Origin of the sequence: Streptomyces sp. NPDC005202 (assembly GCF_040608235.1) — a bacterium.
GTDB lineage: Bacteria > Actinomycetota > Actinomycetes > Streptomycetales > Streptomycetaceae > Streptomyces.
Genome location: NZ_JBEXHW010000052.1, coordinates 1 through 22,380 on the forward strand (window position 1 = coordinate 1; position 22,380 = coordinate 22,380).

Annotated in this window: 21 protein-coding genes; 11 read left to right on the plus strand and 10 right to left on the minus strand. The window is 71.9% G+C overall.

What is annotated here, in order from left to right:
* Positions 1–315: 315 nt before the first annotated feature.
* Both ABZV31_RS35805 and ABZV31_RS35810 read right to left on the minus strand, forming a co-directional pair.
* On the minus strand, positions 316–1,740 hold the full coding sequence (locus ABZV31_RS35805) for a PepSY domain-containing protein (protein WP_355901024.1): 1,425 nt from the start codon (positions 1,738–1,740) through the stop codon (positions 316–318).
* A 565-nt stretch (positions 1,741–2,305) separates the two neighbouring features.
* Positions 2,306–2,521: a hypothetical protein gene (locus ABZV31_RS35810; RefSeq protein WP_355901025.1), complete on the minus strand. Its 216-nt coding sequence runs from the start codon at positions 2,519–2,521 to the stop codon at positions 2,306–2,308.
* Positions 2,522–2,908: 387 nt separating this feature from the next.
* Here ABZV31_RS35810 and ABZV31_RS35815 point away from each other — a divergent pair, with 387 nt between their 5' ends.
* Positions 2,909–3,409: a hypothetical protein gene (locus ABZV31_RS35815; RefSeq protein ID WP_355901026.1), complete on the plus strand. Its 501-nt coding sequence runs from the start codon at positions 2,909–2,911 to the stop codon at positions 3,407–3,409.
* Between the two features lie 41 nt (positions 3,410–3,450).
* Positions 3,451–4,191 (plus strand): YcnI family protein, encoded by a 741-nt coding sequence (locus ABZV31_RS35820; RefSeq protein ID WP_355901027.1) that lies wholly within the window; start codon positions 3,451–3,453, stop codon positions 4,189–4,191.
* Between the two features lie 119 nt (positions 4,192–4,310).
* Here ABZV31_RS35820 and ABZV31_RS35825 read toward each other — a convergent pair whose 3' ends face one another.
* Positions 4,311–4,526 (minus strand): heavy-metal-associated domain-containing protein, encoded by a 216-nt coding sequence (locus ABZV31_RS35825; RefSeq protein ID WP_355901028.1) that lies wholly within the window; start codon positions 4,524–4,526, stop codon positions 4,311–4,313.
* Between the two features lie 736 nt (positions 4,527–5,262).
* On the opposite strand from ABZV31_RS35825, the gene ABZV31_RS35830 reads away from it, so the two are divergent.
* The 6 genes from ABZV31_RS35830 to ABZV31_RS35855 all read left to right on the plus strand — a co-directional run bounded on the left by ABZV31_RS35830 (position 5,263) and on the right by ABZV31_RS35855 (position 10,702).
* Entirely contained in the window at positions 5,263–5,508 is a 246-nt protein-coding gene (locus ABZV31_RS35830; protein ID WP_355901046.1) for a hypothetical protein, read from the plus strand.
* On the plus strand, positions 5,505–7,766 hold the full coding sequence (locus ABZV31_RS35835) for a heavy metal translocating P-type ATPase (RefSeq protein ID WP_355901029.1): 2,262 nt from the start codon (positions 5,505–5,507) through the stop codon (positions 7,764–7,766). The genes ABZV31_RS35830 and ABZV31_RS35835 overlap by 4 nt, the downstream gene beginning before the upstream one ends.
* Entirely contained in the window at positions 7,763–8,275 is a 513-nt protein-coding gene (locus ABZV31_RS35840; protein ID WP_355901030.1) for a copper chaperone PCu(A)C, read from the plus strand. Before ABZV31_RS35835 ends, ABZV31_RS35840 begins: the two co-directional genes overlap by 4 nt.
* A gap of 146 nt (positions 8,276–8,421) precedes the next feature.
* Positions 8,422–9,057: an ABC transporter ATP-binding protein gene (locus tag ABZV31_RS35845; RefSeq protein ID WP_355901031.1), complete on the plus strand. Its 636-nt coding sequence runs from the start codon at positions 8,422–8,424 to the stop codon at positions 9,055–9,057.
* A complete protein-coding gene (locus tag ABZV31_RS35850; RefSeq protein WP_355901032.1) occupies positions 9,054–9,932 on the plus strand; it encodes a metal ABC transporter permease in 879 nt (292 codons plus the stop codon). The genes ABZV31_RS35845 and ABZV31_RS35850 overlap by 4 nt, the downstream gene beginning before the upstream one ends.
* Positions 9,881–10,702 (plus strand): zinc ABC transporter substrate-binding protein, encoded by an 822-nt coding sequence (locus ABZV31_RS35855; RefSeq protein ID WP_355901033.1) that lies wholly within the window; start codon positions 9,881–9,883, stop codon positions 10,700–10,702. Before ABZV31_RS35850 ends, ABZV31_RS35855 begins: the two co-directional genes overlap by 52 nt.
* A gap of 58 nt (positions 10,703–10,760) precedes the next feature.
* Here ABZV31_RS35855 and ABZV31_RS35860 read toward each other — a convergent pair whose 3' ends face one another.
* A complete protein-coding gene (locus ABZV31_RS35860; protein ID WP_355901034.1) occupies positions 10,761–12,425 on the minus strand; it encodes a class I adenylate-forming enzyme family protein in 1,665 nt (554 codons plus the stop codon).
* Complete coding sequence (locus tag ABZV31_RS35865) at positions 12,422–14,158, minus strand: CoA transferase (RefSeq protein WP_355901035.1); 1,737 nt, start codon at positions 14,156–14,158, stop codon at positions 12,422–12,424. Before ABZV31_RS35865 ends, ABZV31_RS35860 begins: the two co-directional genes overlap by 4 nt.
* 125 nt (positions 14,159–14,283) lie before the next feature.
* On the opposite strand from ABZV31_RS35865, the gene ABZV31_RS35870 reads away from it, so the two are divergent.
* Positions 14,284–15,456, plus strand: coding sequence for an acyl-CoA dehydrogenase family protein (locus tag ABZV31_RS35870; protein ID WP_355901047.1), 1,173 nt, complete (start codon positions 14,284–14,286; stop codon positions 15,454–15,456).
* Here the strand turns inward: ABZV31_RS35870 and ABZV31_RS35875 are convergent.
* Together ABZV31_RS35875 and ABZV31_RS35880 are read right to left on the minus strand one after the other, a co-directional pair.
* Positions 15,453–16,493: a sugar ABC transporter permease gene (locus ABZV31_RS35875; protein ID WP_355901036.1), complete on the minus strand. Its 1,041-nt coding sequence runs from the start codon at positions 16,491–16,493 to the stop codon at positions 15,453–15,455. The two genes, ABZV31_RS35870 and ABZV31_RS35875, sit on opposite strands and share 4 nt — an antisense overlap.
* On the minus strand, positions 16,490–17,632 hold the full coding sequence (locus tag ABZV31_RS35880; RefSeq protein WP_355901048.1) for an MFS transporter: 1,143 nt from the start codon (positions 17,630–17,632) through the stop codon (positions 16,490–16,492). The genes ABZV31_RS35875 and ABZV31_RS35880 overlap by 4 nt, the downstream gene beginning before the upstream one ends.
* Positions 17,633–17,883: 251 nt before the next feature.
* On the opposite strand from ABZV31_RS35880, the gene ABZV31_RS35885 reads away from it, so the two are divergent.
* Both ABZV31_RS35885 and ABZV31_RS35890 read left to right on the plus strand, forming a co-directional pair.
* On the plus strand, positions 17,884–18,645 hold the full coding sequence (locus ABZV31_RS35885) for a hypothetical protein (protein WP_355901037.1): 762 nt from the start codon (positions 17,884–17,886) through the stop codon (positions 18,643–18,645).
* 186 nt (positions 18,646–18,831) lie between these two features.
* Positions 18,832–19,449 carry a sigma-70 family RNA polymerase sigma factor gene (locus tag ABZV31_RS35890; RefSeq protein ID WP_355901038.1) on the plus strand — a complete coding sequence of 206 codons (618 nt, stop codon included), beginning with the start codon at positions 18,832–18,834 and terminating at the stop codon, positions 19,447–19,449.
* Positions 19,450–19,567: 118 nt separating this feature from the next.
* Here ABZV31_RS35890 and ABZV31_RS35895 read toward each other — a convergent pair whose 3' ends face one another.
* From ABZV31_RS35895 to ABZV31_RS35905, 3 genes are all read right to left on the minus strand, one after another.
* The gene (locus ABZV31_RS35895) at positions 19,568–20,008 is read right to left on the minus strand and encodes a hypothetical protein (protein WP_355901039.1); all 441 of its coding nucleotides are present in this window, start codon (positions 20,006–20,008) and stop codon (positions 19,568–19,570) included.
* A gap of 54 nt (positions 20,009–20,062) precedes the next feature.
* A complete protein-coding gene (locus ABZV31_RS35900; RefSeq protein WP_355901040.1) occupies positions 20,063–21,469 on the minus strand; it encodes a hypothetical protein in 1,407 nt (468 codons plus the stop codon).
* A 501-nt stretch (positions 21,470–21,970) separates the two neighbouring features.
* Positions 21,971–22,162 (minus strand): hypothetical protein, encoded by a 192-nt coding sequence (locus ABZV31_RS35905; RefSeq protein ID WP_355901041.1) that lies wholly within the window; start codon positions 22,160–22,162, stop codon positions 21,971–21,973.
* Between the last annotated feature and the right edge of the window lie 218 nt (positions 22,163–22,380).

Here is a 22,380-nt window from a genome sequence, read left to right on the forward strand (position 1 = left end):
CCGCCAGCGCCAGCCCCGCATCGTCTGCGGCTACTTCGCCGCCCCAGCCGTCCGCTACACGACCGCGTAGGAAACCAAACTGTTCCGACTCAATATGTGGAACGCCACGTAATTCCCCAGCCGGAACGTCAAGGTGCTCCCCGCGGGGAAGTTGACGCTGCTCCGACGTGCCCATGGGGACGCCACTCATCTGCGGGCCGCCCGACCGACGCTCGTCTCGAACGTCTGGGCGACCTGTGCCCTGGATGTGTCCTCGGCTCTGCACGCATGTTCGGGGCGTCGTACGCCGTGGGCTCCTAGGTCGGGCCGGTCGGTTCAGGCGTGTGCGTACCCGGTGCGGCGGCGAGTGATCGAGCCGAGGAGGATGTCCACGGCGAGGAAGGCGGCGAGCGGGATGCCGAGCAGCGGGACGTAGTAGCCGAGGACGGCGATCACGGCGGCGCAGGGCACCAGCACGTACACCGGCACCTGCTGCCAGGCGCCGCGGGGCAGCGGGCGGCCGAAGGCGGAACCGCGGCCGCGCTGCCACCACATGCGGTAACCCCACAGGATGAGGAAGATCAGGGCCAGGGCGAGGCCGGCCAGCACGATCTGGTTGGCGAGGCCGAACAGAATGCCCGTGTGGGCGTCGATGCCCCACCGGGTCAGCTTGGCCAGCAGCGGGTAGTCGGCGAACCGCAGCACGTCGGTCACCTTGCCGGTGGCCGGGTCGACGGCGATCGAGTTTTGCTTCTCCGGCCAGCTGCGCTGGACCTGCCTCACGACGTAGGCAGAGGAGGAGTCTGCGGGCGGCACGATTTCCACTGGATCGGCCAGTCCCTCGGCACGGGCCGTCTTCAGTACGGCGTCCAGACCCACGTCGGACCGAGCGCCGGAGCGGGAGCCCATGTCCATGCCCGCCATGGAGCCGTGTCCCTCGTGCCCACTGCTCACCGTCGGAGTGACGGACGGGGTGGACTGGCCGAGGGCTTCGCGGAGGTCGCTGATGTTCGCTCCGGCGTATGTGGACCAGGTCAGGCCGGTCGCCGACAGGAAGAACAAGCCGGCCGCAGCCCACACACCCACCGTGCTGTGCAGGGTCAGGGAGCGCCGCCGTCCGGTGGTGCCGCGCACCGTGCGCCGGGCGCGGCGGCGGCCGAACCACAGCACCAGTCCGCCGCCCGTGATCACCCACAGCCAGCTCGCGGCGAACTCGCTGTACAGGCGGCCGGTGTCGCCGAGGTGGAGGTCGCGGTGGAAATCGTCAATCCAGGTGCGCAGCGGCAGGGCGCCGGTGGAGCCGTACTGCTCCAGTGCGCCGCGCACCTTGCCGGTGTAGGGGTCCACGAAGACGGCGAGTGTGTGGTCGGCGGCTATGCCCTTCACGCCGGACAGCAGCACGCGTGTGGTCGCATCCGGCTCCGGCGACGGCCGCACGGCCGAGATGGTGCCCTCCGGGTGGGCCTTCCGGGCGGCGGACACCTGCTGGGAGATCGGCAGCTTGTGGTTGCCGACCGGGACGGTCATCTGATGGGCGTACACGAGCTTTTCGGCCTGGAACGAGCCGGCGTACAGCAGTCCGGTGACGGCCGCGACGAGCAGGAACGGCGCGACGAACACGCCCGCGTAGAAATGCAGGCGCAACACCAGCGGGCGCAGTGCGCGCAGGGGCGACGGAGCCGCCGGGGCCGGGCCCTGGGTGGAGTTGCCGGGATCACCGGCCGCGCGGGGTGGGGCGGTGGTGGGCGGTTCGATGGACATGGGTGCTGCTCCTGGGACGTACGGGTGTCACGTCAGCGGTCGGCTGAGCGGAACAGTGAGTTCCGGGTCATTGGTGTGAGGTGGCCCACCCAGCCGGTTGCGAGAGCCGGGCATCGCCGCGGACCTGCCGGATTTGACGGACCTGGCGGGCTGGCCGGACTGCATCCACCGCCCGAGCCGTGCCTGTCGAAGGCACACTCCCCCGCGTAAGCAGCCGGCATTGCCAGTCCGCCTGGAGGAGGCCGTAGTGCGGGTTGATGGGCCGAGTGGCGGGGGAGGCGACGTCCGCCGCCTTCATCTGCTCCTCGAACTGCTCCAGGGCAGCGGAGAAGGGGCTCCTCCTGGAGGCCGAATCCTTGAGGCGGGTCTTGTTCGTCAGGCTCGTGCGGCAGTGCCGCAGCCCGAGTCGGATCGCTGTCGTCCCGTCCCGGTACTCCCGCCTTCTTCCCTGCGGGACAGCGTGGCCGATCGCGGGTGAGGTGGTGGGTGAGTCATCGGAAATGGGTGGTCGGCGTGATGCGTGTTCCGGTGCCGGGCGGGTGAGGCGCCCGGCACCGGCGGCGGTTCAGGGCAGGGCGATGCCGTCCAGCTTGCCTGCCTTGGCGTCGGCGACGATCGAGGAGAACTGGTCGGCGCTCATCTGGACGCGCTGGCCGAAGTCGTCGGTGAGGATGATCCGGCGGTCGTCGGAGGCATTCGGGTCGACGAACAGTTGGGGACAGCCGCAGTTGCAGTTCCCGCAGAACGTGGCGACGGGCTCCAGCCCGCTGGTATCGGTCATGCTGCTCCACCTCCGTGGACATGGGATTGCGGCGCTCCGGTGGCCGCGGGGGGACTGTCCGGGGGATACCCGGCGCAGATGTGGCGGACGCGCGACCCCGGCGTGTGCTGGAGCGTGGGGGCGGCCGGTGTGCGCCCGTGCTCCTTGCTCTGCTTCCGGTGCCCCGATTTTGCCAAGGTGGCCAGGAACTGAATGGCCTCCGCCTCCGACTCGTTAGGGGGACAGATTGACCAGGTGGTTCGTGGGCGGTGATGCGTATGCGTGGGCGAGGGGAGAGATCCTCCGGCTGCGTGGCAGCATCGGGTGTCGTGAGTGTGTCCCTGGCGGTGCGGAGCGTGCGCGCGGCGGTGTTCGCCGTGCTGTGCGTGCTGCTCGCTGCCGGAGGGCATGCCCTGGCCCACGGGTGCGGCGCCGCCGGTATGGGTGCAGGCCGCTTCCTTCATGCCGGTATTCGCGGCCGGCTGCCTGCTGGGCGGTCGGGAGCGGTCGCTGGCCGCCATCGGCATGGGGACTCTGGCTGCCCAGGGCGGGCTGCACCTCGTCTTCCACGCCGCGCAGCCACATCACGTTGCGATGGTCATGCACGGTATGCGGATGGCACACGCGCATGCGTTGACGCCGCACGCCACCGCCGCCCATGTTGGGGCGGCCCTGGTGCTGACCTGGTGGCTGCGTCGGGGCGAGGCGGCGCTGTGGTCGCTGCTGCGGTGGGCGGTCGCGTTCGTGCCGGGGCTTGCTGCCTGGTGGCAAGTTGTCGGCGGGGCGCGGGGCGTACCGGATAGGCTCGTGCGTCGGGCTGCCGGTGAGCCTTGGTCGCTGAGGCGGGTACGGCTGAGGTATGCCGTTCACCGGCGGGGACCGCCGATGGGGATGTTGTACGGGATCTGACCCCCGACAACCCTTTCTTCAGTATGGAGATCCATCACCTCATGTCCAGGACCCGCACCACCCTGCGCCGTGCCGGCGTCGTTACCGCGCTGACCGCCGCTGGTGTCCTCACCGCCGCCGGTGTCGCCTACGCGCACGTCACCGTCCACCCCGAGAGCTACGCCAAGGGCGCCACGGACGGCGTGCTGACCTTCCGTGTCCCCAACGAGGAGGACGGCGCCAGCACCACCAAGGTCCAGGTCTTCCTGCCCACCGACCACCCGGTCCTCGGGGTGCTCGTCGCCCCGCAGGACGGCTGGACCGCCAAGGTCACCAATACGAAGCTGAAGAAGCCGGTGAAGACCGATGACGGCACGATCACCGACGCCGTCTCCGAGATCACCTGGACCGGTGGGAAGATCGCGCCCGGCCAGTACGAGGACTTCAACGTCGCCTTCGGCCAGCTGCCCGACGACACCGACCAGCTGACGTTCAAGGCTTTGCAGACGTACTCCGACGGCAAGACCGTCCGCTGGATCGAGGAGCCGACCGGTGGCGAGGAGCCGGAGAACCCGGCACCCGTGCTCAAGCTCACCGCCAAGGGCGCGGAGGAAGGCAGCGGCACCTCGACCGCCTCGACGGCGAGCCCGAAGACCTCCGACAGCTCCAAGTCGACCGCGTCGGCCAGTGACTCGACCGCCCGTGGCCTCGGTGTCGCCGGACTGGTCGTCGGCGTGCTGGGTCTGGCCGCAGCGGTGTTCGCGGTCCTGCGCGGCCGCTCCACCGGATCCCGGGCCGAGTAGAGTGCCCGCCCTGCCGGCGGAGACCCGTCGGCAGGGCACCCGTCTTTCGACGTGACGCACGGGCGGCCGAAACGTTGCCGGGCGCCGGTCGGTTGCGGCGTGCCGCCGCTGCCGTCGGATCAGACGGCTACCGGGTCGGTGACGCCGTACCCGGCCTCGACGATGGCCGCGCGCAGCCGCTCGTCGTCGAGATCCGTCCCGTGCACGGTGACGGCGTTCGCGGCGACATCGACCACGACCTCGCTCACCCCGGGGACCTGGGAAACCTCTTCCTTGATGCTCGCCGTGCAGTGCTCGCAGCTCATGCCGGTGACGTTGTACTGCTTCTGGGCCATGGGAGAACTCCTGGGTGCCGTAAGAGTTTTGGGTGGCGTACGGATCCGCGGGTGCGGGTATTCAGGGATGCCGTCGTCTCAGAGGTCGGATGAGCGGAGCACAAAGTTCCGCACGGCATACCTGCGCATGCTGATGGGGGTGTTCTGACCCGGTGGGCGGCCGCCGGTTCCGGCGCCGAGCATGAGGGAAGAGTTCCTGCACTGAATGTGCTTGGACCGCGTCGCGCTTTGGTGCGGACCACTGGTGAGGAGGGCAGCCGGATGGCGGACCTTCGGCATGAATCCCGGGACCGGGCCGATGCGATATGGCCTTGGGAATCGGAGGCCGGGAAGGCCCGGCACGCCTGGAGAAGGGTGAAGGGTGGAGCCTGGCCGCTGACTGTCGCCACCCTGGCCGTTGTCGTCGGCGGGTACGGCTGGCCCGGCTCCGTTGCCGGTGATGCTGTTGGCGCTCTGATCGGCTGCGCTTCCGGGCTGGCGTTGAGTGGGTTGCTGTACGTGCTGGTCGAGCTGGCGACGTCGGGCTTGCCGCCGCGCCGCCGCAGCCGGAACGCGCCGCGCGCCAGGCGTTCCGCTCACTGACCTTCCCCACCGCGCGCGGAACCGCGCAGCCCCGCCTGCGGCGTGATGCAGGTCACATGCATGTTCCGGAACTTGATCCCCGGTGGCCCCGACTCCTGAACCGGTACGGCTCGAACCGAGTGGCGCCGTACGACGCGACCAGGAGACCCCGTTGATCGACGAGTCCCGACGCCTCCCTTCCGGCGCGGGTGCGGCGCTAAGGAAACTGGTGCCGCCGCCCGCCCTGTGTGGCTTCCTCCTGCTGCTGGCGCTGATGTTGGCGGTGTCGTACGCCGTCGGCGCCGCCTACGGACCGGTCGCGCCCGGCATGCATGGCACCCGCACCGGTGACGGCGGTGGACAGACCGTGCCGCACGGCGACAGCGGCGACATGGGCGGCATGAGCGGGGGGCACGGATGACGGCCCCGGAGGCGGCGGACGCCCTGACGACCACGGATCTGACCGTCGGCGGCATGACCTGTGCGGCCTGTGTGCGCCGGGTGGAGAAGCGGCTCGCCAAGCTGGACGGCGTGAGTGCGACGGTCAATCTGGCTACCGGGCGGGCTCGGGTGAGCCATCCGCCGGATGTCACACCGGACGAGCTGGTCGCGGCTGTCGAGGGCGCCGGATACACGGCGGAACTGCCCGCGCCGCCCCGGCCCGAACCCGGATCCCGACCCGAACGGCCGGCGGAGAAGGCCGCGTTCGAAGGCCAGGACCGGCTGGTCGTCACCGCGCTGCTCTCGCTTCCGGTGCTCGTGCTGTCGATGGTGCCCGCGCTGCAGTTCCGCAACTGGCAATGGCTGTGCTTCGTGCTCGCTGCGCCGGTCGCGGTGTGGGGTGCGTGGCCGTTCCACGTGCGCGCTCTGCGCGGGCTGCGGCACTCGGCGGCGACCATGGACACCCTCGTCTCGCTGGGTGTCGTGGCGTCCTTCTCCTGGTCGGCGTATGCGCTCTTCCTCGGCGGCGCGGGCGACCCTGGTATGCGGATGCCCTTCAGCCGGCTGCCCTCCGCCCAGGCCGGCGACGGCAGCGCGCACATCTACCTGGAAGCCGTCGTCGCCGTACCGCTGTTCGTGCTGACGGGGAGGTTTCTGGAGGCGCGGGCCCGGCGCGGCACCGGGCAGGCGCTACGGTCGCTCGCCGAGCTCGGGGCGAAGGACGTCGCCGTGCGGGAAGGCGGAAGCGAACGACGTATCCCCATAGAGGAGTTGCGGGTCGGTCAGACCTTCGTCGTCCGGCCGGGAGAGCGTGTGGCAACCGACGGCGAGGTCGTGGAGGGCAGTTCGGCGGTGGATGTGTCACTGGTCACGGGCGAGAGCGAACCGGTCGAGTGCCGGCCCGGCTCGCCGGTCGTCGGCGGCGCCGTCAACGCGGGCGGGCTGCTGCTAGTGCGGGCCGCGGCGGTCGGTGCCGACACCCAGTTGGCACGGATCACCCAGCTGGTCACCGAGGCACAGGCGGGCAAGGCGCGGGCCCAGCGTCTGGCGGACGCGGTGGCAGGGGTGTTCGTACCGGTGGTGCTGGCGATCGCCGTCACCGTGCTCGGCTTCTGGCTCGGTGCCGGAGCCGATCCGCAGGCGGCCGTCACCGTGTGCGTGGCGGTCCTGGTCGTCGCCTGCCCGTGCGCGCTGGGGCTCGCCACTCCCACGGCGCTGATGGCCGCCACCGGGCGCGGCGCGCAGCTCGGCGTCCTGATCAGCGGTCCGCAGGCGCTGGAGGCCCTGCGGCACATCGACACCGTCGTCCTGGACAAGACCGGCACGCTCACCACCGGGCACATGAGCGTCACACGGGTCACGGAGGTGCCGGGCGGCATCGGCAAGGAGGCGGCCGTGCGTCTCGCGGGCGCCGTTGAGCAGGGCTCCGAGCATCCGCTGGGCCGGGCGATCGCCGCGTACGCCGGACGGCCGCTGCCCGACGTGACCGACTTCCGGGCGCTGCCCGGGCTGGGCGTGAGCGGCCGTGTCGAGGGCCGGCTGGTCGAAGTCCGCGCGCCCGACGGCGAGCTGCGCGAGCCGCTGGTCCGTGCCCTGGACGCGTGCGAGACGGCCCGGCACACTCCGGTCCTGGTACGGGTGGACGGCCGGCCCGAGGCACTGATCGCGGTCGGGGATCTCGTACGACCGGGGAGTTACCGTGCCGTGGACCGGCTCCGGCGCGTGGGTGTGCGCCCGGTGCTGGCCACGGGCGACCGCGAGCACACCGCCCGCGCCGTCGCCGCCGAGCTGGGTATCGATGACGTACGAGCGCGGTGTACACCCGAGGACAAGGCGGAACTCGTACGGGAGCTGAGGGCGCAGGGGTGCCGGGTCGCGGTGATCGGCGACGGTGTGAACGATGCCGCCGCGCTGGCCGGTGCCGATCTCGGGATCGCCATGGGCAGCGGCACGGACGTGGCCATCGGAGCGGCCGATGTGACCCTCGTCCGCGGGGACATCGAGGCCGTCGCGGACGCGGTACGCCTCGCCCGCCGGACCCTTGGCACGATCCGGACGAATCTTGTGTGGGCGTTCGGCTACAACGCCGTCACCGTGCCGCTCGCCGCCGTGGGCCTGCTCAATCCCATGCTCGCGGCCGCCGCGATGTCGGCAAGTTCGCTACTGGTCGTGGGCAACAGCTTGCGGCTGCGGACCTGGCAGCCGAGCCGGCCGAGGCGGACGGGTGGTGCGCGGTGACCGAACCGGCCGTGTGGCGGCCCTCCCGGCGTCGGCTCGCCAAGGCGTTCCTCGCCGCGCTCGCTCCCGTGGCGGCGTGCGTGGTCGCGCTCGGCGGTCTGGCCGTCTGGACCGCGTCCGGAGCGGCGGGCAGTCCCGCGCATATCGAGGTCACGACCGGGCGCGTGTTCCTCCCATACGGGGACGGCAAGGAATCCGCCGCCTTCTTCCGGATCTCCAACTCGGGCGGCGCCGAGGATGAGTTGACGGGCGTGACCTCGGCCGCCATCGACAGTGCGATGCTCGGCCGCAACACGACGACGAGCGGCAACGCCGGGTACATGCGCCCGGTGGGCTCCGCCACCGTCCCAGCGGGCGGCACGCTGGTGATGTCACCGCAGGGCCTGGACGTGATGGTGACGGTGCGCGGGACGTGGCGCGCGGGGGACCTCGTCCCGTTCGAGCTGCACTTCCGGCACAGCGGGCCGATCAAGACCTGGGCGGTGGTGGCCCGCCCCGGCACGGGCTGAGACCAGGCCGGGCCACGGCTCTCGACTCTACGACGGCAGCCACGGCTGTGACCCTACGACGGCCAGGTTCGCACGATCACTCATCTTCGCCGGGAACTCACCGCCCTCCACTTCCGACTCCTCTCGCAGAACGGACAGGAGGTGGGATGGACGGAATGGATGTGCGGATGCGCCAGGTCGCGTGCCGTCACGGAAGGGTCGAGGCCGTGCGCGGGGTGGATCTCGACATAGAGCCGGGCGAGCGGGTGGCGCTGACCGGCACCAACGGGTCGGGCAAGACCACGCTGATACGTGCCGTGCTCGGCCTGCACCGTCAGGCCGACGGGCAGATCCTGGTCGGGGGCCGGGGCACCGGCACGGCGGCCGAGTGGGCGTGGCGGCGCCGGGCCTGCGCCTGGATACCGCAGAAGCCCGCGGCGGGCCGGTTCCCGCTGCTGGGAGGCGAGTTGCTGGCCAGCAGCGGGGCGCCCCGCGAAGCGGAGGAGGCAGCGCACAAGCTCGGCGTGGGGCCGCTGACCGGCCGCCCGCTGCACACGCTGTCCGGGGGCCAGCTGCAGCGCATGTATCTGGCCCGCGCGGTCGGCTGTGTCGCCGCCGGGGCCGGGGTGCTGCTGGCGGACGAGCCGACGGCCGCCCTCGACTTCACCGGGCAGGAGGAGGCCGCCGAGGTGCTGCTGTCGCTGCCGGTGACCGCCGTGGTCGTCACGCACGATCGTGCGCTGGCCGACCGCTGCGACCGGGTGCTGGAGATGGCCGCCGGCCGGCTGCGGGACGTCCGGTGAACAACCTCGCCGCCGCCGACCTTGGAACACTCCTGCAGCTCATACCCGTCCAACGGGCCGGCGTCACCCTGCTGTTGGCGGCGGTCGGACTCCCGGTGATCGGCGTCGTGATCGTCGGGCTCGACATCATGCCGGTGCGGTTCGCCATGATGCACGTCGCTCTGCTCGGTATCGCGGTCGGACTGCTGACCGGGCTGGATCCGATGCTGTGCGCGCTGGTCGCCTGCGCACTCGCCGGGGCAGGGGTCGCGCCGCTCGCCCGCACTCCGGACGGCCTGTCGGGCGCGATGGGCCTGCTGATGAGCCTGGCGATCGCCGCCGCGCTGCTGGTCCTGGCCGTGTCCGGAGTCAACGCACAGGGCGCGTTCGCGCTGCTATGGGGCTCGATCCTGTCGGTGGGCACGTCCGACATGTGGTTGCTGGGCGCGTTGGCCGTCGTGGTGCCGGCCCTGTTCTGGTGGCGCCGCCGCGACCTCGCTCTCCTGCTCTACGACCGCGAACTCGCCCTCTCCTCAGGGGTGCGCGTCGACCGGCTCACCCTCCTGCTGCTCGTGCTCGTCGCCGTGGCCGTCGCCGGGGCGCTCAAGCTCACCGGCGCGCTGCTCGTCGACGCGCTGACCCTGCTGCCCGCACTCGCCGCCCGGCGGCTGGGCACCTCCCTGAAGTCCATCACCGCCTGGGCGGTCGGCATCGGCGTCGCCGTGAACCTCACCGGGTTCCTCGTTGCGCTGAAGCTCGACTGGCCGCCCGGGCCCGTGCTCCTCCTGACGGCCGGGGTTCTGGTCCTGGCCGTGCATCTCATCCCCGAACGGAGAATCCGCTCATGGCGCGCACCCGCGTCCGCATCGTCCGTGTCCCTTCCCTCGTCGCACTGAGCCTGAGCACCGCGCTCGCGCTGACCGCCACCGCCTGCGCCTCGGACAAGGCCGACAGCAGCGACAAGACCGCGAACAAGAACGGCGGCGCACCGGTCGTCGTGGCCACCACCACATGGGAGGGCGCCCTCGCCAAGGCCGCCGGTGCCAAGGACGTGAAGGTCATCGTCCCGTCGTCCGTGCAGCACGCCCCGGACTACGACCCCAGGCCGTCCGACCTCGCGGCGGTCGCGAGCGCCGACTACGTGCTGTATGCGTCCTTCGAGCCGTATGCCAAGAAGATCAAGGACGCTGTCGGTTCGAGCGCGAAGATGGTCGAGCTCAACCTCGACAACGACTTCGCCACCACGAGTGCGGACGTCACGCGCCTGGGCAAGCTGTTCGGCACCCAGGACGCCGCCGCGAAGTGGAACGCCTCCTTCAAGAACGAGTACGGCACGTTGCAGAAGGAGCTGAAGGCCGCGTGGCCGGGCGGCAAGGCGCCGGCCGTCGTCGCGCAGACCTTCTCCGTCTGGGCGGCGAAGATGGCGGGCGCGGATCTGCGCGGCACCTACGGCCCGCAGGCCGTGACCGCGAAGCAACTGGCCGAGCTGGAGACGAAGAAGGCCGCGTTCGTCTTCGACAACATCCACATGACGACGGGCACGGTGCTGCCGGACTCCGGCGCGCGGCAGGTGGAGATCGTCAACTACCCGGGCAAGGACCTGGACCTGCTGGCGGTCTACAAGAACGCCGCGGATACGATCAAGAAGGCGATGGCTTCCTCGTAAGGCGTGCTGATGTGAGTGCGGGCCGCCCGGAGATTCCGGGCGGCCCGCACTTGTAGGGTCAGACGGCCTGCGCGAAAGGCCCCGGTGCCTGCGCGGAGCACCGCTCCCGCAGGAGGGCCCGGTCCGGCTTGCCCGCCGGGGTGAGGGGCAACTCCGGTACGACCAGGAGGCGTTCGGGGTGCTTGCGCCGCTCCAGGCCGCGCGCGTCCAGATGCGCGCACAGCTCCTGAAGCGTGGGCGCCTTGCCCCGCGGCACGACGCAGGCCGCGAGCCGCTCGCCCAACAGCGGATCGGGCACGCCGACGCACACCACGTCCCGTACGAGCGGATGTGCCGCCGGCTCGATCTCCACCTCGGCCGGGCTGACGTTGGCGCCGCCCCGGATGACGACGTCCTTCAGACGCCCGACGATCCGCAGGTTTCCGTCCTCCTCGATGAGGCCGAGGTCGCCGGTGCGCACCCAGCCGTCCAGGGTCCGGTAGCGGGCGTCCAGCTCGGGGGCGGCGACGTAGCACAGCGGGGTCATCGGGCCGCGGGCGACGATCTCGCCGACACGGCCGCGCGGCGCCTCCTGTAGTTCGGCCGTGCCGGGGACGGCGATGCGTATGTCGGCGACGAGCGGGTCCGGATGGCCGGCGAGGATGCCCGGCCCTTCGCCGCGCACGGGCTCATCCGACAGTCCGGTGTGGCAGTTGACGCCGTCGGCCGAGCCGTAGAGGTTCACGACCGGACAGCGGAAGACGCGTCGGGCCTCCTCGGCGGTGGCCTCGTCGAGTGGCGATCCGCCGACGATGACCGCCGTCGGCGGAGTAAAGGCCGGAGGCTGTCCCGCCGTGATCCGGTCCAGCATCATCCGGATCATGGTCGGAACGCCCAGGACGTGGGTGGGCTCGTGCGCGGCGAGCGCGTCCAGGGCCGCCTCGGGCGTGAAGTGGTCGAGCAGGACGAGCGTTCCGCCGTGCCGGGCGAGCGTGACGGCGGTGCCGCTGCTGCCGAACGCGGAGGCCAACGGTACGAGGAAGAGGCAGCGCGGCGGCTGCCCGTCCGGAATGAGGGAGGCGAGGAAGTTGCCGCGGCCGCCGGCCAGGGCGTTGTGCGAGTACGCCACCATCTTCGGGTCGGCCTCGGACCCGGAGGAGACCAGGATGCGGGCGGCGGAGTCGGGGTCGGGGCGGGCCGGGCGGAAGGACTTCGGGTCGGTGCGCAGCAGGGCGGAGAACGCCACCGTCCCCTTCGGGGCGCCCGGCCCGGTGGCGATCACCGTGCGCAGGGCGGGGAGTTCGGTGGCGAGTGTGAGCAGGTCGGCGGCGTGGTGGTTTCCTCGGTGCTCGGTGGCGGCGATCACGGCGACCGCCTCCGCCCGGCGCAGCAGCGAGGCCGCCTCGCGTGTGCCGCGGCCGACCGGGAAGGGCAGAGCGACGGCACCCAGCGCGGCCAGCGCGAGGTCGGCGATGACGGCGCCCCGACCGTTGGGCAGTTGTATGCCGACCACGTCACCGGCGCGTATGCCAAGCCCCGACAGACCAACGGCCAGACATCGCGCCTTGCGGTCGAGGGCGGTGTAACAGAGCTTGCCCTTGGCGTCGATGACCGCGGTGCGGTGCAGGTCGGCGATCTGGCGGGACCGATAGAGGCTGTAGAGGTCCAGGTCCGGGTAGGTGCCGTCGACCGCCCAGGTGCGGCGCAGCTCGGCGGGCAGCAGGTCGTGCAGGTCCACGGTCATGCGAAGCTCCAGGGGTCGGGGACGCCGGGGGCGCCGTACGCGTCGCGGCTGATCGGGCCGGAGGACAGCAGGTCGGCAAGGTCGGTGACGACCGGGACGGCGGCCAGGCCGCGGTCGCGCAGCCACTCCAGCGCCTGCCCGGTGGGCAGGCCGCTTACGTCGTAGGGGGCCGCGGACAGATCCGCGAGGGCGACCCAGCCGTCGGCGGTGCGCAGCGGGCGGCGGAAGCCCGCCGGTCGGCGCGGGTCGAGTCCCTGCACGGCCCGGACCCGGTGGGGCGCGGTGAGCACGTCGGCGGCGCCGAGCAGCGATGAGTCGACGCGTACCCCGCGTCCGGTGCGCTCCCGCAGCAGCAGCCCCGCCAGGATCGCCTCGGCGCCGAGCAGGCCGCCGAGCACGTCCAGAAGCGTCCTCAGGGACGGAGCGGGCGCCTCGTCGGCGGGCCGCACGGCTTCGCCCACCCCGGTGCGGGCCTGCACCATGAAGTCGGTGCCCATGGGGGCCTCGGACAGCCGGTCCGCCCAGCCGCTGGTGTAGGCGTAGACGAGCGCGGAGTTGGCGGCGGCCAGATGCTCGCGGTCGAGGCCGAGACGGGCGGCCGTGCCCGGTGCCCAGTTGTGCAGGAACACGTCCGCGTCGGCGGCCATCTCGCACAGCCGCTCCCGGTCGGTCGCGGACTTGATGTCCACCTCGACGGCCTTCTTGCCCCGGTTCAGCGCCAGCCAGCGCGCCGAGACGCCGGAAGAGGCGGGCGGCATCCCGCGCAACGGGTCACCGCCCGGCGGCTCGATCCGGATCACCTCCGCGCCCAGCAGGCCCAGCAGGTGGGCGGCGAGCGGGGCCTGGATGCGCCGCCCGGCTTCGAGCACGGTGAATCCGGCGAGGGGCAGGCCGTCAGTGGGTCTGCGGGGGGTGTACGCCGCGTCGTGCGGGGTCAGCTCCCAGGGCGCCGCACCGTCGTACTCGGCCGCCCGCTCGGCGAGCGACCGCAACGGGCACACATCGGCGCCGGACACCTCGGCGGCGTACCGGATCCGCTCCCAGGAGCTTGCCCGCGCCGCCTCGTGCAACGTCTGTGGGAAGGGCGCGCAGGCCGTGGCATACCGGAACTGGAAGGGCCGCCACCCCCGGCGTATCGATTCTTCCGGGGCGTCGAGGGCGCGCCAGAACGACGCCCACACCCCCGGGTCGAGCGTCTCCAGCTCGAAGACGGTCCCCTCGGCCGACGTGAACGGCGGCCCGCCCGGGGCGAGTTCGGCCGCCTCGCCTTCCTCGGCCCCGGCGGCTGCCAGGTACTGGGAGACCGCGAGCAGCCCGGCCCGCTCGGCACTGACCTCGACCTGTGTGACGTTAAGGCCGCGCGCCCGCGCCAGCAGCCCGGCCAGCAGGCCCTGCACGGCCAGCACGCCGGTGGCGGTGGCGGCGTAGTCGACGGCGAGGCCACGCGGCGTGCCGTCGCGGCGGCCGTGCACGGCCATGATGCCGGTGGCCGCCTGGACAGTTGCCTCGTCGGTTGCCGTCTCCCCCCACATGGTGTGGGCGGTGACACCGCCGATGTCGCCTCCCGTGACGCTGAGCCGGCCGCCGGATGCGCCGTCGGTCTCGGCGCCCAGCAGTCGCAGATGCTCCGCGACGAAACCGTCCGCCGGGCCCGGCGGGCCGGAGCTCTCCAGACGGAGGCCGTCGAGTGGCCCGGCCGTCCGCGCGACGGCCGGTGTGGCTGGAGTTGCCATGCCTCTCCTTTCCTGACGCGCGGGAACCCGGGGACGGTCGCCCCCGACCTGTTCCACGGAAGAGGGAGTCGGACGGCCGGCGGCCGTGGTTCCCGCGGATCATGAGGAAAGTGACGGAGACCCGCATGGACGTCATCACCGGAATGCCCCAGTGCCCAGCGGACGTGGCGGAGTTGAGGCACCGCGTGGCGAAGTTCGTGGCCGGACGGGTGCTGCCCTGCGAGGCCGTACTGGACGCGGGCGGGGCGGAGGCTGTCGCCGTGCTGCGCAGACTCCAGGATGAGGCGAAGGCCGAGGGACTGTGGGCGCTGCCGCTGCCCGCGGAACTCGGCGGCCAGGGGCTGCCGCTGCGGTCGTACGCCCATGTCGCCGAGGCCGAGGGAGCCAGCGACCACGGGCCCGCCGCCCTCGGCTCGGCCTCCCTGCTCGACGCGTTGATGCTGTGGCGGTACGGCAGCTCCGCCATCCGTGAGCGGTACGCCGAGCGCCTGGTCTCCGGGGACATACGGGCCTGCTATGCCATGACCGAGCCCGAGACGCCAGGCACCGACCCCTTCCTCACCACCACGCGTGCCGTACCCGCAGGCGACGGAAGCTGGCGTGTGGGCGGGCGTAAATGGTTCACCAGCGGGGCGGCCGACGCCGACCTCGTCACGGTCCTCGCCCGCACGGACGGCGCACCGCCGGACCGCGAGGGGCTGTCGCTGTTCCTGGTACCGACGAACTCGCCGGGCTTCCGGGTGGTGCGGGAGCTGCCGGTGCTCGGCGCGGGCGGCCAGTGGGAGATCGAACTGGACGGGGTCGTGGTCGACGGCGACCACCTGATCGGCGAGCGAGGCAAGGCACTGGACGTCGCGGGCGAACGGCTCCAACTCGGCCGCACACTGCGCTGCCTGCGCTGGCTGGGGCAGGCGGGCCGAGCCTTCGACCTGCTGCGCTCACGCGCCACAACCCGTACCCGGTCACGAGGTCCGCTCGGCGACCTTCAGCTCGTCCAACAGCACGTCTTCGAATCGCTGCTCGCCCTGCGCACGACCCGCCCGCTCGTCTACGAGGCCGTGGCCCGCCTGGACGCCGGCCTCGACGCGCACGTGGAGGTGGGCCTGGCCAAGGTGGCCGCCGCCCGCACCCTCCAGCAGGTGGCCGACGCGGCGATCCAGGTGCACGGCGCCGCGGGCCTCGGCCCGGACACCGCCCTGCCCATACTGTTCCGCACCGGCAGGGCGGCCCGGATCCTCGACGGCCCGGACGAACTCCACATCACCTCAGTCGCGCGCCGGGTACTGCGCACCACCTAGGCTTCGTTGGCGTCGACGAGGCCGGCGAGCGCGGCGAGCGCGTAGGCGAGGAAGAAGTCGCCCCAGATCAGCTCGTGCCGCGTCGCCGTCCCGGAGCTGAGGTCGTAGCAGCCGTCCAGGAGACGGCCATCGCCCGAGAGATGGGTGCCGACCAGTTCTTCCAGCACCTGGACGGCTTGTTCGCGACGGCCGAGCTTGAGCAGGGCCACTGCGGTGATGGCGGCGGCGGACGTGTCGAGGGGGCCTCCCGGACGGGTCTCGTCCGCGGACGGGACGGCGCGGGGCGGGATCAAGTGGCTTGTGACATCCGCCAGGTCGTCGGCGTCGAGATGGTGTACGGCGTCGGCCACGGCCAGCAGCAGCCAGGCCCGGCCCCGGCTCCAACCGGAGGGAGGATCGTCGCACGGGACCCAGCCAGCAGGCCGCTCGTACCGCCAGGACCAGGCGAAGGAGTACTCGCCGAGGCAGAGTTCGAGGTGGCGGCGCAGATGAGCCTCGGCACCTCGTGTGTCCACCGTTGCCAGGAGCGGGACCATGCCTCGCACGCCGTCCACGCGGGCCATAAGGCGGGGCCCGCCGAAGGCCGAGCCCCACGGAACGAGGCCGAGTTCGGCGTCATACGCATCCCGGCAGGCGCGTGCGGCGCGCTCGCGTAGCGCGGCGGACTCTGCAGTGTCGGCGAGCGCGGTCCCGTACCAGAAGATCAGTCCGCGCGTGGCCGTGTCGGCGTGTACCCAGTCCGCGAGCCGACCGGTGTACGTCTCCGCCGCCGCGCGGGCGCCCTCGTCCTCCGTATGCCGAGCGCGCAGCCACAGCAGCCCCACCCAGAAGCCGCCCGTCCACGAGCCCCGCCCGGTAGTCGTCCACCGGCCGGTACCGGGATCGGCGAACAGCGGGAAGCGGTCCCCGACTTCGGCTTGGGTGAGGGCCACCTGCCCCAGGACGGACTCCAGCGCGGGAGCGACCCACTCCGGGACGGCAGAGCGGGCCCGCGGAACCAAGCCGCTCGGGCCCTTCGCCCTGCGCGGCGCGCTCATCGCCCTACGACCGAACGCCGCTCACGCACCGCCCACGTCAGCGCGACCGCGCCCGCCCCCACGAACTCTCCAGCGACCAGCAGCCACCCCGCCCCGTACCGCCCCGCGTCCGCTAGGAGCCCGAACAGCGGCGGGCCGATCGCGAACCCGGCGAAGAAACCGGCCGACACCAGCGCCGAGTCCTGTCCGGCCCGGCCGGGCGCCGCACGCTGCATCACCAACACCATCGAGACCGCGTTGGCGGCCACCGCGAAGACGCCCACGGCCACCGCCGCAGCCCACGCCAGCGGGTGCGCGTACGCCGAGGTCGCCAGCAGCAGCGCGGCCCCCACCGCACCGGCGGCCAGCCCGCCCGGCAGCCACACCGCCCGGCCCGGCTGCCCCGCCACCTTCGACCAGCCCACCCGCCCGGCGATGCCCGCGATGCCCAGCACCGCCACCAGCACACCGGCCGCCGTCGGCCCGAGCCCGAGCCGCCGCACGCCGTACAGCGCCAGATACGTGTTCACCGACGCGATGCCGCAGCCCAACAGCAGTGAGAAGACCGCCAGCCACGCGATCGCGCCCCGCAGGACCCACGAGGCGGGCGCGGCCTTCGGCGGCGGGTCGGCGGGCAAGGCGCGAGCCGCCCAGACGGCCGCCAGCACGGCCGCGCCGGCCGCCGTCCACACCGCGCCCCGCCAGCTGGCCGCCCCGGCCAGCGCGGCCAGCGGCAGCCCGGAAGCGAACGCGCCCAACTGCACCCCGGACTGCTTCATCCCGGTCACCGAGCCACGCCGCTCCGCCGGTACGGCGGCCAGGATCGCCTTGTTCGTGGCGGGATTCGCCAGGGCCTGCGGCAGCCCGCCCAGCGCGACCGCCGCCAGCAGGAACCCGGCGCCCGGCGCTGAACCGATGAGCGCCAGCGCCAGCGCCGACACCAGCAGCAGCGCGACCAGGCAGCGGCGCGGACCCAGCCGGTCCACCACGCGCCCGCCCGCCGGGGAGAGCACGGCGGCGACCCCGAACCCGACGGTCGTCGTCAGCCCCAGCACGGTCGGTGACACCTTCAGGTCGTCGACGAGCCGCGGTCCGAGCGCGCCGAGGAGGAACAGCTGCATCATCGAGAAGGCCATGGCGCAGGTCAGCAGCGCCGTCATGGCACCGGTCGCCCGTGCCGGGCCGCTTCCGGCCGCCGTCCGGATCTGGCTCTGGCTCTGGTCCGCCGCCACCGAAGCTCCTCCTCCCCACCCGGGAAATCTCCGGGGCTTCGAGAGAGGTCGGGCTCAACCGCCGACGAGTTCCAGCCCGTCACTGTGGCCTGGATCACAAGTTCGGGGTTGAGGGGCGGCAGGCCGATTTCCCTACCCCCCGGTGACCATGGAAGCGCGGATGCGAGGATGAGGCCGCCATGACTGCTGGGTGGTGTTCTCGCACGGTACGGGCCGCGGTGTTCGCGGCCTGCTGCGTGCTGCTTGCCGCCCTGGGCCACATCATGATGTCGGGAACCGCGGTGCCCTGGTGGGCCATGACCGCGGGCGTGGTGGCGACCGGCGGCACGGCCTGGCGGCTGGCCGACCGTGAACGCGGGCCGCTTCTCGTCGTCTCCGTCGCGGTGGCCACCCAGGCCGTACTCCACTCGTCGTTCTCTCTCGCACAGGCCGTCGTACACCCGGCACCGTCCGGCGGGAGATCGCTCGCCCACCAGTGGCTCACCTACCTCCTGTGCAGCTCGCCGTCGGGATCGGGCGTGGGGCATGACCCCATGTCGATGTCCATGAGCTCCATGGGCCACGACATGGGCGCCATGCACCCCATGGGATCAATGGGCTCGATGGCGTCCATGGGCTCGATGAACCACATGGGTTCCGCGGAGTCCGCCGGCCATGGCATGGCCGGCATGTCCTCGACCGGCATGCTCCTCGCCCACCTACTGGCCGCGCTGCTGTGCGGCCTGTGGCTCGCGTACGGCGAGCGCGCCGCGTTCCGCATCCTGCGGGCCCTGGCCGGTCGGCTCTTCGCACCGCTGCGCCTGCTCCTCCGGCTGCCCGTGCCGCCGCACCGGCCGCGCGTCCGGGCCCGCCGAGCGGATTCGGACCGGGCACCGCGCCGCCTCCTCCTCACCCACGCGATCACCTCTCGGGGTCCGCCCGCCCGGACCGCTGTCGCCTGACGACAGCCGGTTCCCCGAGGCCGTCCCCAGAGCCGTCGAGCCGTCGGTTCCCCGCCTCGGGCATCGGTCGTGCGCTCCCGCGCCCGGCCGTCCACCCCATCACCGGTCCGCCGTGCCGCCCGCTGCCCTGCGGCGCGCGCCCGGCCAGACACCGGATACCTGATTCCCGAGAAGGACAGATCCCAGGTGATCACTCCTGCCCTGCATCCATCGCGCGAACAGTCGAGCAAGAACTCGAGAGAAGAGTCGATCACGGCCTGGGCGCTCGCCGCCCGCAGCGGCGACCCCGATGCCGTCGACCTCTTCGTACGCGCCCTGCACCGAGACGTCCGGCACTACGTGACGTACCTCGGTGCCGACCCCCAGAGTGCCGACGACCTGACCCAGGACACCTTCCTGCGGGCCCTGGGCAGCCTGCACCGGTTCGAAGGCCGCTCCTCGGCCCGCACCTGGCTGCTCTCCATCGCCCGTCGCGCGGTGATCGACAGCATCCGCTACAGCTCGTCCCGCCCCCGCCTGTCGGACACGGACGACTGGCAGTCGGCGGCCGAACGCACCCAGCCGCGCGACCTGCCCGGCTTCGACGACGGCGTCGCCCTCACCGAGCTGCTGGACACGCTCCCCGACGACCGCCGCGAGGCATTCGTCCTCACCCAGATGGTGGGACTTCCCTACGCAGAGGCGGCCCTCGTCAGCGACTGCCCGATCGGCACGGTGCGCTCGCGGGTCGCCCGCGCCCGCACCTCCTTGATCGCGTGGCTGGACGAGGCCGAGCACTCCGCGCCGGTGGCCGCAGCAGCCTGATTGGTCGTTCGGCGATGGCCCGGATCACCAAGCGATCCGGGCCATATGGCGGACAGAGAGACGCACTGGTTGCCGGCATGCCCCGCCGTCGGCCGCGGAGTAGGTGGTCCAACCAGTCTCAACTGCACGACTCATAGGGTGCCGTGCCCGGTCGCCCGGCCGAAAGCCTGCGGACGTTGCTGGCGGTGGCAGCCTGTTCGCGCAGGCGCTGGATCTCATCGTGCTGGGCGGCGAGTCGGGAGAGGGCGAGTTTCTTGAACGCGGTGAGTTCGGCCACGGTGGCGTCCCGCTTCGCGAGACGTTCCTTGAGCTCGGCGACCTGGACCTTGAGCCGTTCGATCTGCGCGGCCCGGGGGTCGACGATCTCGCCGGCCTCCTGCAGGGCCGCGAGGCGCCGCTCGAACTCCTCGGCAAGGTGCTGGTAGGGGCCCGGCCGGATAATGCCGTCCCGGTTCTTCTTCGGGTAGAAGCCGGTCCGGGTGACGCCGGACTCGAGGGCCAGGGTCTTGAGATCGCACTTACCGCCCGGCGGAAGGTCCCCGCGCAGCAGCCGGTCCATGGCCGCTCGGATGACGTCCTCATTGCGCGCGGTCGCTGTCGCTGATCCGCCCCATCAGATCTCTTCCTTCCCGGCCGCACCCGCGGCGGCGACTTGGTCAATCTCGGCGAGAACCCGCTCGGCACGGGCCACGCTCACTTCCAGCCGGGCCCGCTCGGTCTTCTGCCGGCGGCTGAGGCTGCCGATGAACACCTTGGCGGTTTGCCGCGATTCCTCCCACACCGGGCGGTGGCAGGGATGGTGTGTGGCCTGGGGACAGCGGGCGGAGTCACACATGCCGGCGAGTGGCCGGTCGGCATCCGGGGTTCCGGCCAGCCGCAGGCACAGCGCCTTGGCCGGGTCGATGAACCAGCAGTAGTTCGCCATGCCCAGGTGGAGGGTGCGGGCCCGGGCCGAGAGCATGGAGACGACCGCCAGGTCGCTGTCGACCAGCTGGGGCGCGAGTTCGGCGAGCGCGTGGAGCCGTCCGTCCACGCTGGTGAAGAGACTGATCAGATCACGGGCGCCGGGACCGGACGGCATGATCCCGCGCTGATAGTCGTGGTAGACATCGGTCAGAATGCCGATGTTGCGCTCTTCCTCGAGTTCGTTGATCTCGGCCAGGAACTTCGCCTGAGCACCGCCCGGCCGCGCCGCGTATCCCTCCGTAGTGACTACGGACAGGTGTTTGAGCTGCAGTTTTGCCGCGAGAAGGCCGCCGGGACGATACGCGATCTCGACGGCGAGGGTGCGCCGGAGGGCCCGTGGCGTCACAGCCCCCTCGGGGATGGGGGCCAGGCCAAGCCGCTGCCCTGCCGGCCCGTTCACCCCGGCCCTGAAGTTCTGGTACGTCGTGTCGCAGAAGACCGGATGGAACAGCGGGGTGCCGGGCGCAGCGTCCGGGCCGAGGAGCTGCTCGGCCACCTCGATCGCTTCGTAGACCTCCCGGGTCACCACCCACTCGTCCCGGACGCCGCCGAGCGGTTGGCCCTTGATGAGCTTGCCCGTGAGCCGGTAGCGGAACAGGCCCGGGGCGATTTCCTGGGGCGGCTGACGGCACCCGACGACCAGTTCGCCCAACTCGCAGTGCCGCATCCCGGCGAGCGCGGCCACCGCCAGACCGCAGGCCGTGGCCAGGTATCCGACCAGGAATTTCAGCTCGACTGAGAACAGCGGTTCTGTCCAGGCGACGTTCCCCTGGCCGTCGGCTCGCTCCACCTCCGCGGCGTGGCGGCCGTAGGGAGCACCGGCCCCGACCAGGGCAAGGGTCCGCTCCAGGTCGGTGCGGAGTGCCGGAAGCCAGTCGCCCCGAAACTGCAGGGGCTGCTGAACTTCGGAGGCCAGCGGCTGCACCTTGTTCGCCCCGCCGACTTCGGCCGTCCGGCCGGAGCCCCCGGCGGCACTCGCGCCGTCGAAGGGGCGAAGATCGTCCCGGAACTTCTGCCCGCTGAACAGCTCCCGGTACTGCGCAAGTCCGATCACCGCGCCCATCGCGACGGCTCTGGTCGACGCGGAGGTCCGCGACCACTTCACCGTCCTCGCCGAGCCGCTCGCCCCGGAAGTCCACGTACGCGGTGCAGTGGTAGTTGGTGACCTGTTCCAGATCGGTGATCCCTTGCTCCGTGAGCCACCTGAACCACCGTATGAGCTCGGACAGTTTGCCGTGGCAGGTCGTCAGCGTCTGCACGGTGCGTTCGGCATGGGCGAGGTCACGGACGGCGTCGTGGCGCGGGGCCATCAGCGCCGCGATGTACTCTTTCGCGGTCAGCCTCCATTCGGGGTTGACGATCGGCGTGAAGTCGAGGGCGCGCTGGTTGGGCCGCAGATAGTTCGGCAGCCCGATCACCGCGTCGAAGGGCCACCGGTCCTCGTCGAACCAGGGCCCCGTCGCGCCCGGCGGCAGGGCGAAGCCGAACGGCGGGCACAGTTCGGCGCCGGCGAAGGGCGAGACGACACGCCTCGGCCTGGGGTTCAGTGGCGGCATCATGCGGTGCGTTCCTCGGGGTGCAGGGGGATCTCGTCGTCGGTGTCGCTGATCACCGTGGCCAGGCATGCAAGCTCGGCCGGATCGTAGGAGGTCAGGATCTGCTTGATCCGGTGCGCGTACGGACCGAACACGGCCATGAACTGTGCGGCCGGCATCTGCTGCCACTGCCGGGCGAAGAACGCCTTCATCCGCAGCAAGTTGGCGGCGTGCCGCGGCGTGAAAAGGGAGAGAGGGCACAGCAGGCACACCCACGGGCGGGCCGGGCACGGCTTGCCCTTCGGGCCATGCAGTCCCGCGAGCGGGTCCGCGCAAGCGGCGACGAATACGTCACGCTGTCCGCCGACCAGTTCGGCGATGGCCGCATCGTCCAGGCCGAGCCGGGAGACGAGGTCGGGCAGGTTTCGGC